The sequence below is a fragment of the Caldibacillus sp. 210928-DFI.2.18 genome, assembly GCF_020554505.1.
GTDB classification, from domain to species: Bacteria; Bacillota; Bacilli; order Bacillales; family Caldibacillaceae; genus Caldifermentibacillus; species Caldifermentibacillus hisashii.
Genome location: NZ_JAJCHL010000029.1, coordinates 1 through 17,706 on the forward strand (window position 1 = coordinate 1; position 17,706 = coordinate 17,706).

17 protein-coding genes are annotated in these 17,706 nt (G+C 37.8%); 4 read left to right on the forward strand and 13 right to left on the reverse strand.

Going from position 1 to position 17,706, the window contains the following annotated elements; all coding sequences use genetic code 11:
* Nucleotides 1–279: 279 nt before the first annotated feature.
* The 8 genes from yhbH to LIZ98_RS08110 all read right to left on the reverse strand — a co-directional run bounded on the left by yhbH (nt 280) and on the right by LIZ98_RS08110 (nt 9,552).
* A complete protein-coding gene (gene yhbH, locus LIZ98_RS08075) occupies nt 280–1,446 on the reverse strand; it encodes a sporulation protein YhbH (protein WP_034772086.1) in 1,167 nt (388 codons plus the stop codon).
* A gap of 639 nt (nt 1,447–2,085) precedes the next feature.
* The gene (locus LIZ98_RS08080) at nt 2,086–3,981 is read right to left on the reverse strand and encodes a PrkA family serine protein kinase (RefSeq protein ID WP_034772087.1); all 1,896 of its coding nucleotides are present in this window, start codon (nt 3,979–3,981) and stop codon (nt 2,086–2,088) included.
* Between the two features lie 493 nt (nt 3,982–4,474).
* A complete protein-coding gene (nfsA, locus tag LIZ98_RS08085) occupies nt 4,475–5,221 on the reverse strand; it encodes an oxygen-insensitive NADPH nitroreductase (protein ID WP_041848323.1) in 747 nt (248 codons plus the stop codon).
* A gap of 211 nt (nt 5,222–5,432) precedes the next feature.
* A complete protein-coding gene (gene trmL / locus LIZ98_RS08090; RefSeq protein ID WP_176458906.1) occupies nt 5,433–5,921 on the reverse strand; it encodes a tRNA (uridine(34)/cytosine(34)/5-carboxymethylaminomethyluridine(34)-2'-O)-methyltransferase TrmL in 489 nt (162 codons plus the stop codon).
* A gap of 20 nt (nt 5,922–5,941) precedes the next feature.
* On the reverse strand, nt 5,942–6,805 hold the full coding sequence (locus LIZ98_RS08095; protein WP_041903534.1) for an amidase domain-containing protein: 864 nt from the start codon (nt 6,803–6,805) through the stop codon (nt 5,942–5,944).
* Between the two features lie 75 nt (nt 6,806–6,880).
* A complete protein-coding gene (gene queG, locus LIZ98_RS08100) occupies nt 6,881–8,005 on the reverse strand; it encodes a tRNA epoxyqueuosine(34) reductase QueG (protein ID WP_108898552.1) in 1,125 nt (374 codons plus the stop codon).
* A gap of 375 nt (nt 8,006–8,380) precedes the next feature.
* On the reverse strand, nt 8,381–9,100 hold the full coding sequence (locus LIZ98_RS08105) for a 3D domain-containing protein (protein WP_216407576.1): 720 nt from the start codon (nt 9,098–9,100) through the stop codon (nt 8,381–8,383).
* A 128-nt stretch (nt 9,101–9,228) separates the two neighbouring features.
* The gene (locus tag LIZ98_RS08110) at nt 9,229–9,552 is read right to left on the reverse strand and encodes a YuiB family protein (protein WP_108898554.1); all 324 of its coding nucleotides are present in this window, start codon (nt 9,550–9,552) and stop codon (nt 9,229–9,231) included.
* Nucleotides 9,553–9,856: 304 nt separating this feature from the next.
* Here LIZ98_RS08110 and LIZ98_RS08115 point away from each other — a divergent pair, with 304 nt between their 5' ends.
* On the forward strand, nt 9,857–10,852 hold the full coding sequence (locus tag LIZ98_RS08115; RefSeq protein ID WP_034772096.1) for an NAD(P)/FAD-dependent oxidoreductase: 996 nt from the start codon (nt 9,857–9,859) through the stop codon (nt 10,850–10,852).
* Between the two features lie 402 nt (nt 10,853–11,254).
* On the opposite strand, the gene LIZ98_RS08120 is transcribed toward LIZ98_RS08115, so the two are convergent.
* Entirely contained in the window at nt 11,255–11,617 is a 363-nt protein-coding gene (locus LIZ98_RS08120) for a HesB/IscA family protein (protein ID WP_034772098.1), read from the reverse strand.
* Nucleotides 11,618–11,942: 325 nt separating this feature from the next.
* On the opposite strand from LIZ98_RS08120, the gene LIZ98_RS08125 reads away from it, so the two are divergent.
* Nucleotides 11,943–13,010, forward strand: coding sequence for an NAD(P)/FAD-dependent oxidoreductase (locus LIZ98_RS08125; RefSeq protein WP_108898556.1), 1,068 nt, complete (start codon nt 11,943–11,945; stop codon nt 13,008–13,010).
* Nucleotides 13,011–13,105: 95 nt separating this feature from the next.
* On the opposite strand, the gene LIZ98_RS08130 is transcribed toward LIZ98_RS08125, so the two are convergent.
* Nucleotides 13,106–13,429: a YuzD family protein gene (locus LIZ98_RS08130; RefSeq protein WP_034772101.1), complete on the reverse strand. Its 324-nt coding sequence runs from the start codon at nt 13,427–13,429 to the stop codon at nt 13,106–13,108.
* A gap of 284 nt (nt 13,430–13,713) precedes the next feature.
* On the opposite strand from LIZ98_RS08130, the gene LIZ98_RS08135 reads away from it, so the two are divergent.
* Nucleotides 13,714–13,944, forward strand: a complete 231-nt coding sequence (locus LIZ98_RS08135; protein WP_034772103.1) for a NifU family protein — start codon at nt 13,714–13,716, stop codon at nt 13,942–13,944.
* 71 nt (nt 13,945–14,015) lie between these two features.
* Here the strand turns inward: LIZ98_RS08135 and LIZ98_RS08140 are convergent, their stop codons facing one another.
* Entirely contained in the window at nt 14,016–15,005 is a 990-nt protein-coding gene (locus LIZ98_RS08140; protein WP_227091621.1) for a 2-hydroxyacid dehydrogenase, read from the reverse strand.
* A gap of 94 nt (nt 15,006–15,099) precedes the next feature.
* The gene (gene yutH, locus LIZ98_RS08145) at nt 15,100–16,101 is read right to left on the reverse strand and encodes a spore coat putative kinase YutH (protein WP_227139370.1); all 1,002 of its coding nucleotides are present in this window, start codon (nt 16,099–16,101) and stop codon (nt 15,100–15,102) included.
* 140 nt (nt 16,102–16,241) lie between these two features.
* Here yutH and LIZ98_RS08150 point away from each other — a divergent pair, with 140 nt between their 5' ends.
* Nucleotides 16,242–16,745: a phosphatidylglycerophosphatase A family protein gene (locus LIZ98_RS08150; protein WP_052514605.1), complete on the forward strand. Its 504-nt coding sequence runs from the start codon at nt 16,242–16,244 to the stop codon at nt 16,743–16,745.
* 93 nt (nt 16,746–16,838) lie between these two features.
* Here the strand turns inward: LIZ98_RS08150 and LIZ98_RS08155 are convergent, their stop codons facing one another.
* Entirely contained in the window at nt 16,839–17,603 is a 765-nt protein-coding gene (locus tag LIZ98_RS08155) for a TIGR01457 family HAD-type hydrolase (protein ID WP_041846736.1), read from the reverse strand.
* Between the last annotated feature and the right edge of the window lie 103 nt (nt 17,604–17,706).

The following is a 17,706-nucleotide window of genomic DNA, read 5'->3' on the forward strand; positions in this document are numbered from 1 at the left end:
AAACAAAACTGTCCCATAGATCGGCTGTATGGGACAAAACTAGTGGAAATTCAAGTTAAAATGTCCCATAGGATTAGACAAATCGGATTCTATGGGACAAAACCACCGGAATTTGAAACAAAACTGTCCCATAGATCGGCTGTATGGGACAAAACTAGTGGAAATTCAAGCCAAACTGTCTCATAGCATCCAATCAATTTCCATTTAATTAATAAGTTGCACTCGAAAGATATCCTTCACTTCTGTTCATTTAAAAAACCCCTGCACATGACAGGGGATTTACGCATACATCTTATTTTCTTCCTTATTAAAGAAACTCTTCATCGCATGAAAGACATCTGCTTTTTGTCTTAATATAAAATAACGGAATCGCTCATCATTTATATTTTTATAGGCGGACATTAACGTACTGTGACGATTGTATTGATTTACTTCTCCATAATAAAACATGTTTGAAATTTCCATCAACTCATTAACCAATTTTACACAACGCATATTATCAGACGTTAAATTGTCCCCATCTGAAAAATGGAACGGATAAATATTGTATTGGCTCGGTGAATACTTACCATGAATCAACTCCAATGCCAATCGGTAAGCTGAAGAACAAATTGTCCCGCCACTTTCCCCTTTAGAGAAAAATTCATCCTCTGTTACAACTTTTGCCTCCGTATGGTGGGCGATAAATTCAATTTCCACTTTTTCATATTTCGTACGTAAAAACCGGGTCATCCAGAAAAAGAAACTGCGTGCCATATATTTTTCCCAGATTCCCATTGAACCACTTGTGTCCATCATTGCCAAAACAACAGCCTTTGACTCATAACGGATTTTTTCATTCCATGTTTTAAATTTCAAATCTTCCGGGTAAATCGGATGGAATGAAGGCTTCCCACTTAATGCATTACGTTTAAAAGCGGTGAGCATGGTTTTCTTCTTATCAATATTTCCCATCAAACCGGTCTTTCGAATATCATTAAATTCAATATCTTCCACAATTAATTCATGATCATTTTTTCTTTGCAGATTCGGTAATTCCAGCTCACTAAACAGTGCTTCTTCCAATTCGGCAAGTGATACTTCTGCTTCGTAATAGTCTTCTCCAGGTTGGTCCCCTGCCCCTTGCCCTTTTCCGGGTCCTTTTTCCGCTGAACCGTCACGGGCAATGACATCACCAATTTGGCTGTCGCCATCCCCTTGGCCCACATGTTTATTCTTATCATAATTGTAACGGATTTTATATTCATCAAGTGAACGTATCGGTATTTTTATGACATCTCTTCCATTTGATAAAATAATGCTTTCTTCGGATATTAGATCAGGCAAGTTCTTTTTGATTGCTTCCTGAACCTTTTCATTATGCCTTTGTTGATCTTCGTGGCCTTTTCGATGGAGGGACCAATCCTCTTGAGAAATGGTGAAATGGTGTTTATTATAATTATTCATCCTAATTCATTCCCTCCTTTAATTTTTTTGTCACATAAAAAACTTCTATCGCATACAATGTACTGTATGTTTGAATGAAGTTTAGGGATCGTTCATCCGGTCATGGTGGTATGGTAAGAGGATAAAAGTTGATATTTCAATAAAAGGAATAAGTAGTATATTATTGAAATTTACAAAAGGTCCATAAATTTAAACTATATTTTTTTGTATTACTTTATACTATGCATAGTGGACAAAAAAATTTACTACCAATTTATATTTTTCATATAAAACAGCTAATGGGCACTCCATTAGCTGTTTTCAGTTGTTGATATTAGTTAAACTACCTTTTTTTGAGCAGTATACAAAATGTCCCGGTCGTACCTCATTTTCTGCTGGTGTTCTTCCGGGGATTGATGAGATTTTCCCAAGTACCGGCCAGGATTCGTTTCCTTACTAAAACAGCTTTTGGATGATCTATTTTTGGTGCATTCGGAAATAAGAGCCATGATTTTACAAAACACCAACATAAGTACATATTTCGTAGCTTCCCTTTTAGAACTAGACAATATTTTAAGCCGTATTTTTTGACTTTGTCTGCAAAAAAAGCCGCACTTTCTGCAGTACGGCAATTGAAATTTTATTATTTTTTGCTCCTTATTAACGATTTAACAGACTTCCTACATAGCGAAGCAGTTCGTTTGCGGATGTTGAGTTATAACCGTGCTCATCAATTAGCCTGGCAACCACTTCATTAATTTTCTTCAATTGTTGTTCATCCGGTGTCTTTGTTGATGTGGTAATTTTTACAACATCTTTCAGGTCTGCGAACAACTTCTTCTGGATTGCTTCACGAAGGCGTCCGTGGGAATTATAGTCAAATCGTTTTCCTTTCCGGGCATAAGCTGAAATCCGAATTAAAATTTCTTCCCGGAATGCCTTTTTCGCATTTTCAGATATGCCAATTTGTTCCTCAATCGACCGCATGAGTTTTTCATCCGGATTAATTTCTTCTCCTGTTAACGGATCACGCAGCTTTGTTTTATTGCAATAAGCTTCAACATTATCAAGATAATTATCCATCAATGTTTTCGCAGATTCTTCATACGAATAAACAAACGCTTTTTGCACTTCTTTTTTCGCCAATTCATCATATTCTTTTCGGGCAAGGGATATAAAGTTCAAATATTTTTCTTTTGATTCAGGCGTAATCGACGGGTGCTGTTCAAGTCCTTCTTTCAAGGAACGCAACACATCCAATGCATTAATCGATTTTACTTCTTTACGAATAATTGTTGAAGAGATCCGGTTGATGACGTATCTTGGGTCAATTCCGCTCATGCCTTCATCCGAATATTCTTTTTTCAGTTCCTCCACATCAATCGCACTGAAACCTTCAACATTTTGCCCGTCATAAAGCCGCATCTTTTTAATTAAGTCAATATCCCCTCGTTTCGGTTCTTTTAAGCGGGTTAAAATGGTGAACATAGCGGCAATTTTTAATGTGTGCGGAGCAATATGGACATCGGCTACATCACTTTCACGAATCATTTTTTCATAAATTTTTTCTTCCTCAGACACTTTTAAATTATAAGGAATCGGCATGACAATAATCCGGGAGTGGAGTGCTTCATTTTTTTTGTTGGAAATAAAGGCGCGATACTCAGTTTCGTTTGTGTGAGCGACGATTAACTCGTCAGCTGAGATAAGTGCGAACCTGCCTGCCTTAAAGTTTCCTTCTTGCGTTAGAGACAGTAAGTGCCATAAGAACTTTTCATCACATTTTAGCATTTCTTGGAATTCCATCATCCCGCGATTGGCTTTGTTCAATTCTCCATCAAACCGATATGCACGCGGATCTGATTCCGAACCGTACTCGGCAATTGTCGAAAAATCAATACTTCCTGTGAGGTCGGCAATATCTTGTGATTTCGGGTCGGACGGGCTAAATGTACCAATACCGACGCGACGGTCTTCCGAGAAAAAGATCCGTTCCACTAACACATCCTCAATCCGTCCCCCGTATTCTTGTTCAAGCCTCATCATATTAAGCGGTGACAGATTCCCTTCGATTCGAATCCCGTATTCTTCATAAAAATCTTCACGTAAATGCGGAGGAATGAGGTGAAGCGGATCTTCATGCATCGGGCAGCCTTTAATTGCAAAAACGGCACCGCGATCCGTTCTGGAATATTGTTCAAGCCCCCGTTTTAACATGGTTACCAGTGTTGATTTTCCGCCACTGACAGGACCCATTAATAATAAAATTCGTTTCCTGACATCCAGACGTTTTGCCGCCGGATGAAAATATTCTTCAACCAACCTTTCCAGAGCCGTTTCCAACCCGTATAATTGATGGCTAAAAAATTTATATCTTTTTACACCGTCAACTTCTTCAACACCGGCATCTTTAATCATATTGTATACCCGAGAATGGGCAGATTGAGCAATCCACGGTTTTTCTTTTACCAATTCCAAATACTCAGCAAAGGTACCTTCCCATTTGAGTTTTTCCTCCTCTTCACGATATTTAGCAACTTTATCTAATATACCCATATAGTACCTCCCTATATTTCTAATGATGATGCCAAAAAGTTAAAATTGTCTGCTTTTGTAAGAGCAACTTTGACTTCACATTTAACTATATTTACCTATAAATATATGAACATGCCGTCAAAATGATGATAAATAATATGAAAAGTTTCCTTTTTAACAAAAATGAACGAACATTCTGTAGATAAAATTTATATGTCGCATTATAATAAATATGAGTAAATGAACATAAGGGGGATAAAAAATGGGAACTGTCTTAATTCTTTGTGTTTCGGCAGCATTTTTAGCTGCTATCTTTACGGCGGGGTATGAGGATCGACCGCGTACATATAAGAAATAATATGTTTGGGGAGAAATTTAATAACATTTTTATGCCAAGTTTGTATAAAAAAGAGCGCCTAAAAGGAAAAGGTTGAAAATGAACCTTTCGAAGCGCTCTTTTTATGTCCTTTCCGGTCACATTTCTTGTAAAAACGGCTCTACCAAAAACCACTCATTATTTATTCAAATGATGCTTTTTGATAAAATCATGCATGTACATACGATTTTTCATTGCAAATGTTGCCGAGACTTGACCAGTCCAACTGTCTTTCCGTTTTCCGTTTGTCCTTTTATTATAATAGTCTCGGATCGTCTTGTTATATTCGTTCAGTTGAGTTATGTATGCTTCCTCATTTTGTTGATATGTGTTTTCATAGTAAATATGATTTAACGGCAAGCGGGGTTTTTGTTCATTTATTTTTTCTGGATAACCAACCACCAGACCAAATAAAGGAATCACTCGTTTTGGCGTTTGTAAGATTTCACAAACTTTCTCTAAATTATTTCGCAACCCGCCGATATAACAAATCCCTAACCCTAATGATTCCGCGGCAATTGCGGCATTTTGAGCTGCCAGAGCCGTATCAATTAAAGCAACCATAAATTTTTCCGTACTGGCTATGGATTCTTCCATATTGACGTTTTCCATTTTGCTGATTATGTCGTAACGATGAAGGTCGGCACAGAAAACGAATAAGTGACCATTATCAGCAACATATTTTTGATTACCGGCCACTTGTGCAAGTTGTTGTTTTTTGCTTTGGTCTGTTACCCCGATAATGGAATAAGCTTGTACAAAACTCGATGTCGAAGCAGCCTGTGCACAGCGGACAATCGTTTCAATCTGCTCTCTTGTTAATTTTTTCTCTTGAAATTGCCTAACCGACCGATGTTTTAAGATCGTTTCAATCGTTTCGTTCATGATAATCATCCTTTCCTATGAAAAATCAATACCGTTTCAGTTTCAGGGCACCTGTTGCAACCATTTCTCCCATTCTAATACAAACAAATCACTTTTGGTTATTTTAAGAGCAAAGTTGCAACCATTCCCCCATTTAATATTTTATCTCAAAACAAATAATAGCAAAAAGGGTTCAAAATGAGTTGACCTTATTTTAAACCCTTACCGATTTTCACTCACTGTATTTAATTTTTAAATGGGTAAAATTTTGTTGCCTCAAAGCCTCGTACACTAAAATGGCTGCTGTATTAGACAAATTTAGCGAGCGAACATTTGTCGTCATCGGAATCCGTAAACACCGATCTTGATTTGCCTCTAACAATTCTTTCGGCAAGCCTGTTGTTTCTCTGCCAAACATAAAATAGTAGTCTTTTTCCGGATTACTGTAATCGAAATCAGAATATGCCTTATTCCCGTATGTCTCAATATAATAAAATTCTCCCTGATTTTTCTCAAAAAATTCATCCAACGAATCATAGTAATGTATTTTTACAAACGGCCAGTAATCAAGTCCGGCTCTCTTTAACATTTTATCATCCGTTGAAAATCCAAGCGGGCGAATTAAATGAAGCTGCGAGTCTGTTGCTGCACAAGTTCTTGCAATATTACCTGTATTGGCCGGGATTTCTGGTTGATATAAAACAACATGTACTGCCACAATTTTCCACCTCAACTAATAAATCAATCATCATCTATAATTGTAAAAAATTTGTATTGGATATTATCTGTATAGGCTGAAGAATCTTCATAAGACCAATATCGCATTCGGCTATTGGTTGTATGAGCGTTTACCAGCGGCATCCCATACGCATCTTTTGCCGTAACGATTGTAGTATGATTAAAGCGGCCGTCTCCTTCAAAATCATAACATATAATATCGCCCAGTTGTAACTCCCCCGGGTCACTCACTTCTCTTGCACGCAAACCTACTTTGGAAGTACCTAAATACCATCGAAGCGAATGGGCTACTGACCAACTATAACTCCAACTGTTTCCATTATACCACCAACCGCTCGAACGATTGGAAAAACCCCGCATCGGAGCTCCACCGGCATGTAAACATTGTGAAATATAATTTGTACAATCAACATCAAATTTATGATATTGCGGGTTATAGTCATTCCACCAACGTTCGGCATACTGAACGGCTTTTCTCCGGTCATAATGGTATGAAATCCTTTCTAAATTTTCATGGCGATCAATTTTTATTTCAGGAATTTCGAATGCTGGCGTTTCAAATATTTCTTCATCCGTTAACAGTGTACTTTTATAAAAATGGGCTTTTCGTTTCTCAACTTCTTCTTCAATGTAATATCGCTTTTCTTGTTTGATTAAATATTGAAAATGGACGTTGTAATATATATCAGTATGGTCTCCATTATTCATTTTATCGGTAATATGCCCTGTCGCCTTTGCTTTAACAATTTCACCATGGCGATTTGCCAAACATTCTTTTTTGCGCTCAATTTTTGAACATTCCGCTTGCCGATCACTTACACATTGTTGCACCCGTTGTTCTAATAACCTTTGTAATTGATCAATCATGGCAACACACACTCCTTTAATTAAGTGTATGTTCCACCTTCGTATTCGGTGTGATGCAAAAATTGGGCATTTTAATTATTCGGCAAGTGCCACTTCAATTTCCCGCAATACATCTTCATCCTTTTCCTCAATTTTTGCCTTCGTAAGTATTTGTTTCGCTTTTTCTGTCCCAATTTTACCTAATGCCCAAGCAGCTGTTCCCCGAATGACCGGTCGCGGATCGTTACGAATAACATCACTTAACTCATCAATCGCCGTTTCATCTTTAAAATGACCGAGTGCAATGATCGCATTTCGCTGAATCGGCTTTTTCCCACGCCAAGCACCGGAAACACGGCCATATTTTTCTTTAAATTCTTTGTTGCTTATCTTTAGCAGTGGTTTAAGCAATGGTTTTGCCACTTCCGGCTCCGGTTCAAATTCTTCGTGAAAATGGAAATCTTTACCTTTGTTATAAGGACAAACGATTTGACATGTATCACAGCCATATAATCGATTCCCAATCACGCTACGATATTCGTCCGGTAAAAAATCTTTCGTTTGCGTTAAATAGGAGATACAAATTTTTGCATTTATTTGCCCCGGTTGGACTAACGCACCGGTCGGACAAGCTTCTATACATTTATTGCATGTTCCGCACATATTTTCTATCGGCGTATCCGGCTCAAAAGGAATATTTGTAATCATTTCACCCAAATAAACGAATGATCCATACTCCGGTGTAATGATGGCACAATTTTTCCCGCTCCAACCGATACCTGCTCGTTCCGCAACTGCCCGGTCAGATAATTCACCGGTATCGACCATTGATTTGCATCGGGCATCAGGCATCTTACTGTAAATGAATTGTTCCAGTTTGCTTAAGCGATCACGTAATACAAGGTGATAATCTTCTCCCCAAGAAGCGCGGGCAAATAAACCTCGCCGCTCACCCTTTGTCCCGCGAACATGCTCATTCATTTTCGTTGGATAGGCCAGAGCAATGGAAATGATCGATTGGGGATTGTCAAAAAGAAGGGCAGGATTCGTTCGCTTATCAATATCTGACTCTTCAAACCCGGACTGGTAATTCAATTCTTGCTGACGGATTAGTCTTGCTTTTAATGTTGTAAAAGGGTCTGCCGTGGCAAAACCGATTTTATCAATTCCAATGGATTTTGCGTAGTCGATAATTTCTTTTTTCAAAGCTTGCGTTTCCAAAACGGCCTTTCCTCCCTTCAATAAATATCCCGTATTTAATCAATAACCATTTTATCTATTTTATCATTGTTATATAGTGCACTTAAAGATAGTAAAAAACGCAATGCTTCGTTCTTTCCGAAACGAAACACTGCGTTAGTCATATGTATGGAGCGGGTGATGCGAATCAAAACCACAACACCTTCTTGATAAGAAAAAGTTGTTCAATAAATAACAACGAATAATAATATACCACCCTTTCCGTCATTTGTCTACACCATTCGTCAAAAAATGTACAGGAAAAAATTACCTGTCTACTTTCGCAACTATTACAAAAAAAATGCCCTCACCGATTATCAGAAGGATCGATAAAAAGGACAAATAGTTAAGAGCGTTCTATTCTTTTTTGCTTAATGAATATTGACTGCGAAACACTTGCATCGCTTCATTTTCGTTCAATTGTTCAAGTTCTGCTGCTGTCAGTGATCCATTCCCTCTTTTAACGACATAAACATTAACTTCTCGTTTTCCCCATTCACTATATACATCTTCTACAGTTTCAAAATATAAATCAATTTTATTCCCTCTGATGGCTCCACCTTTATCCGCCACAACGCCAAACCCGTAGCCTGGAATAAACAAAATTGTACCAATGGGGAAAACATTCAAGTCAGCCGCAATCGTGGAATATAGGTCCCTTTTTACTTTCACTCCGGAGTACGTAATTCCATAAGAAGGATCATTAGGATTTTTCCCGGTCGATTCATATCCTGCTGTATATCCGGTCGCAATGACTGAATGACTTGGATATTCTGCTTCCCAATTAAATGCTTCCTCCAAATTTGGAACTTTTCCTTTAATTTCTTCACTTGATGAAATTTTTGTTGCTGAAGTTTCAGCAACCTTCAAAGATTTTAATTGTAAATTGATAGACTTGAAAGAATGTAACATTTTATTTGTATTTCTTTTTTTGTCAGATGCTTTTTCATAATTATATTTATGGTCAGGTAATGTTTCAGCCTTTACTCCGGATACCGTCTGGAAAGTAATTAGCAGTGCAATAGTAAACAAAATGACCATGATAATCCGTTTGGACCATGTTTTTATTTTTACCATATTTTTCACTCCTCTCGTGTCTATTTCTTTCCCAAAGAAGAAAAAAATATTCACAAAGAGGAGAAATTCTTATTCTATTTTTATGAAAAAATTAAAAATATACATTAATTAAAACAATTTACCGACAACTAAAACATCCGATAACCTCTTTTTCGTAACGCTTTCATTGTAAACCCGGCTAAAATTGTGCCTGCTAGACCACTTAATAATACAGTAATGTCAGCAGGAGCCAATGAACGTAAATTGGTTCCTAAGGTTTGAAAAGCTTCTTCAGGTTCACGAAAATAGGTGATAAAAGGGATATTATCTACAATAAAAATAACAACAATCGGATATATGCAAGTCATAATCCATGTCATCCGCAAAAGCATATTTAATATAAAACCAATTCCGAAAAACAAAACGAAAAATAACAGGATTGAAATCATTAATTGAATGATTGATAATGGCAAGGTTTCCCTCCCCCCTTCTTGTTCCATATAACGGAAAACGATTGGCATGGTGGTCATGGATTCACGTTAAGGAAAAAGACCATCTTGATTAACATAAAAGTCGTTTCCGTCATCTTTTTTTCTGAACTTTAACATTACCCTTTACTCAGTTTACTAAAGCAAAAAATATTTCGTCAATTATCAAAGCTTTGAAATGAACAAACGGCATGCGCAGTTCTTTTTTTTACAAACTTTAGAAGTGAATCTTTCGGAATTGCTAAAACTTATGATAAAATATTTGTGAATGTTAATTGGAGGGATACCTTTGAAAGAAGATACACAAGTTTATGATATAACGATAATCGGTGGCGGCCCGACCGGGTTATTTACCGCTTTTTACGGCGGCATGCGAAAAGCAACCGTTAAGATAATAGAAAGTTTGCCACAATTAGGTGGTCAATTAACGGCGCTATATCCGGAAAAATTCATTTACGATGTGGCAGGTTTTCCGAAAATCCGAGCTCGGGAGTTGGTAGATAATTTACAGGAACAAATTAAATTGTTCGAACCTACCGTCTGTTTGGATCAATCTGTTGAAAAACTGGAAAAACAAGAAGATGGCATTTTTAAGTTAACAACAAATCAGGAAATTCATTATACAAAGACGGTTATTATTACGGCAGGCAACGGGGCTTTCCAACCGCGAAAACTGGAATTAGAAAATGCCAGAGATTACGAAGGGAAAAATTTACATTATTTTATAAACGACATGAATTATTTTCAAAATAAAAAAGTAGTCATCTTTGGCGGCGGGGATTCTGCAGTAGATTGGGCGCTTATGCTTGAGCCGATTGCCGAAAAAGTGACGATTGTCCATCGTCGCGATAAATTTCGAGCTCATGAACATACCGTCGAAAACATGCGTAATTCGAATGTTGAAATAAAAACGCCTTTTGTTCCGGTCGAATTGATTGGTGACGGGGAAAACATCAATCAAGTCAAAATCCAAGTCGTCAAACAGGAAGAAACCGAAATCATTGATGTCGATGATGTGATTGTCAACTATGGATTTGTTTCATCTTTGGGTCCAATCAAGGAATGGGGCTTGAATATTGAAAAAAATTCAATTGTCGTCAATTCGAAAATGGAAACCAATATCGAGGGTGTCTATGCATGCGGTGATATTTGTACGTATGACGGGAAAGTGAAATTGATTGCAACCGGATTTGGAGAAGCCCCGATAGCGGTAAGCAATGCAAAAAAATATATCGATCCAAGTGCAAGAATTCAACCTATGCACAGTACTTCCTTATTTGAGTAATGAAAAAAGCTCCTCTTCGAACATTTACCGAAGAGGAGTTTTTTTCTTTTAGTATAAGAAAGTATAAAAATACAAGCAATTAACTTGGGATTAGTTTTATTGTCTAGCTACGAGCGCCAGCGACTGAGAAACTAACTCCCCTTTAATGTGCTCCTGCGCCATAGCCTATTCGAGGAAGCGGATGTTCAGCTCGTCGCAAAGCTTCATGAAGTATATCAAGGAAGATTACTCATGAAGTTCACTCTAGGAGTAGCTTCACTACGATAAGTCAACATCGGCTCGTCCCTCGCCGTGTTTCCTTTATCTCATTGCGGGGCGCTCCAGTTTGTACGTCGCTAAGCGGGCGCTCTGCGCTTTTCTTTTCCCAATCATTTATTCGTATCCCGATTTGTCATCTTACTGTTAACAATCACCGGGTGCTCCGGCATTTGTTGCGGTACGGAAAGATGAGCCGCATCCGCAAGTGGCAATTGCGTTCGGATTATCAATCGTAAAGCCGCCTCCGAGGAGAGACTGTTTATAATCTATTTTTGTTCCTTGTAAGATGGCAGCATCTGTTTTCTCAACAAGAACTTTTATACCATGTTGTTCAAACTCAATATCCGTTTCTTTCACTGTATGTTCCAAAGTCATCCCATAGGATAAACCACTGCAGCCGCCGCCTTTAACAAAAACACGTAAATACGCATCTTGTTCATTATTTTGTTCCATCATGTCTTTTACTTGGTATGCGGCAGATTCCGATAAAAAAATCACATTTTCCATTTTGAAACCTCCTTCATGTATCAAGGATGTTTTTCCTTTTTTAACTATACTTTTAGTATAAACATTCTTGCTGTAATTCACAACGAAATGGATTTGATTATTTCACAATGTTTTTTCGTGTTCCGGGTCGGTTTCCTATCCAATTTGTTGTGAACCCGCTAAAATAGTAAATATCGGTTGTATATTTCTTATCATTCAAATATAATTTTATTGAATATGTTTTTCAGAAATGAAAGGGGATTCACTTCCAATTTTATAATATTAGAAAAATAAAAGTTTAACAAAAATTGAGGAGTAACTAGAATCAAACAAAGGGGAAAATACCATGAAAAAACTTGTCATTTTAGGCGGCGGTTACGGTGGAATGCGGATTATGCAAAAACTTTTCCAAAGCGGAGTTCCAGAAGACATTAAAATCGTGCTAGTGGATAAAGCACCTTATCACTGTTTTAAAACCGAATTTTATGCCCTAGCAGCCGGGACTATCCCGGATAACCACATTCGGGTAGCGTTTCCGAATCACCCGCAACTGGAATTTATTAATGATGAAGTGAGTCATATCGATTTGCAAAACAACCGAGTTGAACTGCAAAACCATGAAGCAATTATTTACGATGATCTTATTATTGGATTAGGCTGTGAAGATAAGTACCATGATATTCCGGGGGCCGATCAGTATACGTACGGAATCCAATCCATTGAAGCAACGAGACAGACAAATAATGCGTTAAATAATTTGCCTAGAAGTTCAAAAGTGGCGATTGTCGGTGCCGGATTAAGCGGAGTAGAAATTGCCAGTGAGCTTCATGAATCAAGACCTGATTTAAAAATATTTTTGTTTGATCGTGGCAAAATGGTTCTCTCAAAGTTTCCGGAGAAGTTGAGTAAATATGTCAACGATTGGTTTCAAGACCATGGAGTCACCATTGTCAACTATGCAAATATCACAAAAGTGGAAGAAGGCATTTTATATAATCATGATGAACCAATGAAATTTGATTGTATTGTTTGGACAGCAGGGATTCGCCCAAATAAAGTTGTTCGCGAACTTGATGTTGAAAAGGACGAATCCGGGAGAGTTGTTTTGACACCTTATCATAATATTCCCGGAAATGAGCATGTTTACGTAGTCGGTGACTGTGCAAGCTTGCCGTTTGCACCGAGTGCCCAACTTGCAGAAGCACAAGGCGACCAAATTGCTCAAGTATTATTAAAAAGATGGAATGGGGAAGATTTGCCGGATGAGTTGCCGGAAATAAAATTGAAAGGGATTCTTGGTTCGTTAGGGAAAAAACAAGGATTCGGTCTCGTCGCTGAGCGTCCATTGACCGGACGTGTAGCAAGACTATTAAAATCCGGGATTCTCTGGCTGTATAAATTTCACAACGGTTGAAAATATAGTAGACAATTTCCTCGATTTGAGGAAATTGTCTTAATTATTATAAACATACATTGTTTGCCGGGATAAACCTTTTTTTAAAGTCCAGCTTACTTATATCCGTATTTTTCCATTTCTGCGTAAATTACCTTTAAATTTGGATTCCCTTCCGCCACGATTTGATTACCAATGACGACAACCGGGTAAAACAAATCTTCCTCAATTACCTTTTCGGCGAATTGCCGCTTTTCCTCATCATCAGGCGGATTCATAATATCGACATAATCAATCACAAACGGTTGATTCGGATATTTTCTTGAAATTGCAGCCTGCAGCCATTCATACGTATCTTTTGATGATGGCAGATTAACACAACTTGCACAAATTTGTTCCGCACCATAAATGGTAATGACAACCGGATTGAAAATTTCCATAGTATTCTCCTTTCTCCCTTACATTTTACAATCATCTCAAACAATGACAATGAGTACAATTTTTTAACCACTAAAAGTAAAATTTCCCAGATTCTAAGTAGTTGAAAATTTTAGGACTTAAGGTTAAGCCCACAAGGAAGCTGCGAAAGATCCATTTACAGCCGATTTCACTGAACCATGAATCAAGGGTCAAAAAAATTTAGCCTGGGATTCTTTACAAAACTAACAAATGGATTTTTCTCTCTATCCTTATTATAATAGGATTTAGAAAGGAGTGCGATGGAATGCCTGAATTAAAAGAACAAGTCCAAGAGGTTTTAGATAAACTGCGTCCGTTTCTTCTCCGTGATGGCGGGGATTGTGAACTTGTTGATGTGGAAGATGGTGTTGTTAAATTGCGGTTACTTGGTGCTTGTGGAACATGCCCAAGTTCGACTATTACATTGAAGGCGGGTATTGAACGGGCATTATTTGAAGAAGTCCCGGGTGTTGTAGAAGTTGAACAAGTGTTTTAAATTGATTATAGGGCGGGGGACCTTTACCCCAGCCCTTTTTTCTCAGCGTAACGCATGGAATAAATTTTCAATCATTTAGCTAAAAACACGGCTTCATTCACTATACTAATCGGCTTTTCATTTTTCAAAATCAACTCGATATTCCGGCAACAAAGCTTCATCATTGCTGTTCGTGTTTCAATTGATGCACTGCCGATATGCGGGAGAGCAACTACATTTTTCATTTTTAAAAAAGGATGTTGCGGATCAATCGGTTCTTTTTCAAATACATCAAGACCCGCTCCGGCAATTTCGCCTTCTCTAAGTGCCGACAGTAAATCTTCTTCTATCACTACCGCACCTCTGGCCACATTGATAAAAAATGCCGTTTTTTTCATTTTTCGAAATACGTCTTTGGTGAACATTCCTCTTGTTTCTTCCGTCAGCGGGGTTAAACAAACAACATAATCGGACTCAGTTACAAGATCAGGAAAAGAGCGATAGTGAACCCCTAATGCTTTTTCAACATCCATTTTCCGATGACGATTATGGTATAAAACGTTCATATCAAAGCCTAATGCCCGTTTTGCCAAAGCTTCACCGATCTTCCCCATGCCAACGATTCCAATTGTTTTATGATGGATATCCGTACCTGCCATAAATAGCGGGCTCCAACTTTTCCACTCTCCATTTTTTACCAATTCTACGGACTCAGCTAAACGTCTCCCCACCATTAATAATAAGGAAAAGGCCAAATCAGCAGTCGTATCGGTTAAAACATCGGGTGTATGGCAAACAGCGATTCCGTATTTTGTGGCAAGTTCAATATCAATATTGTCATAGCCGACCGCCAAGTTTGCAATTACTTTCAATTTTTCGCCTGCTTGAAAAATTTCTTCATCAATACGGTCAGATAACATCGTTAACAGTGCGTCCGCTTTCTTCGTTTCCTGCAATAATATTTCCCGTGGAACCGGTTCTTCTTCTTTTTCCCACATGCCAACATCGGCAAATGTACAAAGATTATTAATTATCTCTTCCGGCAGTTTTCTTGTTACGTATATATACGGTTTCGATGACATAACTAACCCTCCAAAACTTCAATCTATTCTACTGCCATTATTATATCATAAAAATAAAGTGAAATTTCCATCCGTGGGGGTTTCCCACGTATGGTTAGTTGAACCAATCGAGCTTTGGTAATTGAAGTGAACGATGAGGAGCCCCGGCCATATCATAAAAATGAGCCAGGAAACGTTCATAATCACCGGATTGATTGAGAATCTTCTTTATTTCTCCTGTCATGTCATTGTCGAAATTATCTGCCAAACGGGCGTAATACAATTCAATACATTGAAAGTAGTGAATTGGCAAAACTAAACGGGAATACAGTAACCGCCAAGCAAAAGGAGATAAAGACGTCTGTGTTTCGTAATCTTGAATAAATTTTTGAATTGGTTTCTGGACCATTTGCGGTTGGCTGAAATACACATGCCGAATCCATTCTGCAATGTCCCGCACCGGGTGATCAACAATCCAATCAAAAGGATCTTTCAAAATGATCGGATCTGTCCATGTATCCATGGTAAATCGTTCATGGCAAACGGTCGCAACATCAAAACCGGTCGGTTGCTCATCGATCGTCGTATCTACAAAATATTGAATGGCATTTTCAGTCATCCCGGCATAATAAGGAAAAGAATCAATAAAAAGTCGTTCAAAGTCATTATTCGGTTGATTCATTACGTTCTGTTGCCATATTTTTTCTAGCCGATCAATGCGGCTTTCCCATAACTCTTTCCATTTACCAAGCCGATTTAGGACATCTTTTTCTGACCGAAAATATTTCCCATGGTTATGAAAGTAAGCCAACCGCCTGCCCGGAAATTGATATCGTTTATTTCGCCATTGCTCTAACTTTAAAACAATATAATAATTTTCATCCAGCTGTTTAACAAATCTCCCGTCCGTGGCAGCGAAAAAAGCAGGAACAAACTTTTCGCCATTTTGCCGAAGATAATTTGTCATTTCATAGCGAACCTGTAATTCTTCCTGCTCCTGTTCATATACTTTTATCAAAATATAAATATGATGACCATCATAATAAGCATCATATTGACGGATTTTAAAAGATTGACCCGGGAAAATGCCAAACTCCTGTTGCAAGAACTGAATCATGCGCTGTTCCCCTTTTTAACATTTTTTTAAAATCATTGTTATAATTAATATTATGATGGATTTACCAAATATATTTTCTTTTACCTAACTATACATATCAGGTATTGTTTCAAATTAATGAATAAGGATTGGTGAATGATATGAATGAACAATCAAATATGTTTCCACAAATAGGAGATATTGCAAAAAAAGCGTTGGAAGATCGGGGTGTAACCATTAAAAATATTGCGGAATTAGTCTATTTTCTACAAAAGAGCTATCATCCTGAATTACAATTACAAGACTGTATTGAAAACGTTGAAGCTGTATTGAAAAAAAGGGAAGTGCAAAATGCGGTGATTACCGGGGTTCAATTAGATGTTCTTGCAGAAAAAGGATTATTGGAAGAACCACTGTTGTCAATTGTTAAAACGGATGAAGGTCTTTATGGAGTGGATGAAATTTTGGCATTTTCGATTGTGAACGTCTATGGTTCAATCGGTTTTACGAATTATGGTTATATTGACAAATTAAAACCGGGAATTTTGAAGTATTTGAACGATAAATCAACAGGGAAAGTTAATACGTTTTTAGATGATCTTGTTGGGGCGATTGCTGCCGCAGCGTCCAGCCGTCTTGCCCACAGAGCAGCGAATGTAGAGTAACATACATTCCAAATTGACGGAAATAGCGGCAGTTCAAAATATGTGGTAAAATGTTAAAAAATCCCTTTTTTAGGGATTTTTTAACATCTCCAATCAAAACTCCCATTCATCCAGTGAATCAATTGAATAGGTCGGTTGTTCACGGAATTCCTTCAATTTCTCTTTACTCGTTACACCGGTATGAACGATTAACGTGTCAAGACCGGTACGAATCCCTGCAGCAATATCCGTATCGTAATTGTCACCAACCATCAACGTTTCCGTCTTATCCGAACCGATTACTTTTAAAGCTTGTTCAATAATAATCGTTTCCGGCTTTCCGATGAAAATTGGTTGTACTTGCGTTGAAGTGCTAATTAAAGCTGTCAGCGCACCATTACCGGGCATCAATCCGCGTTCTGTCGGCAAAGCAATATCACCGTTTGTCGAAATAAACTTGGCACCATTACGTATAGCCAGGCAAGCTACCGCTAATTTTTCATACGTAATTTCGCGATCAAGACCGACAACGACAACATCGGCATTTTCTCCGGCGAAACGAAATCCTTTTTCTTCCAAGGCGGTTTGAAGTCCTTCTTCTCCAATATAATAAACCGTTGCATTTTTATCTATTTCTTCTATGTAATTAGCAGTTGCCATACTTGTCGTAAATACTTGCTCTTTTGTTGCAGGAATATCAAAGGATCTCAATTTCTCGGCGACTTGTTCCGGCGTCCTTGTTGAATTATTCGTTACGAACAAATAGGAAATGTTATGCTTCACTAAACGTTGAACAAATCTGCCTGCCGCTTCAATTTTTTCTGATCCCCGATACATCGTTCCATCTAAATCAATCAAATAACCTTGATACTTTTTCATTCGTTCTCCTTTCAATGTTTACGAACCTATGTTCGAAAATAAAATTCGTTTAGCAAACCGGTTTACCATGAAAATAAACCTTTTTTATTGTGTTTGGTGGAGG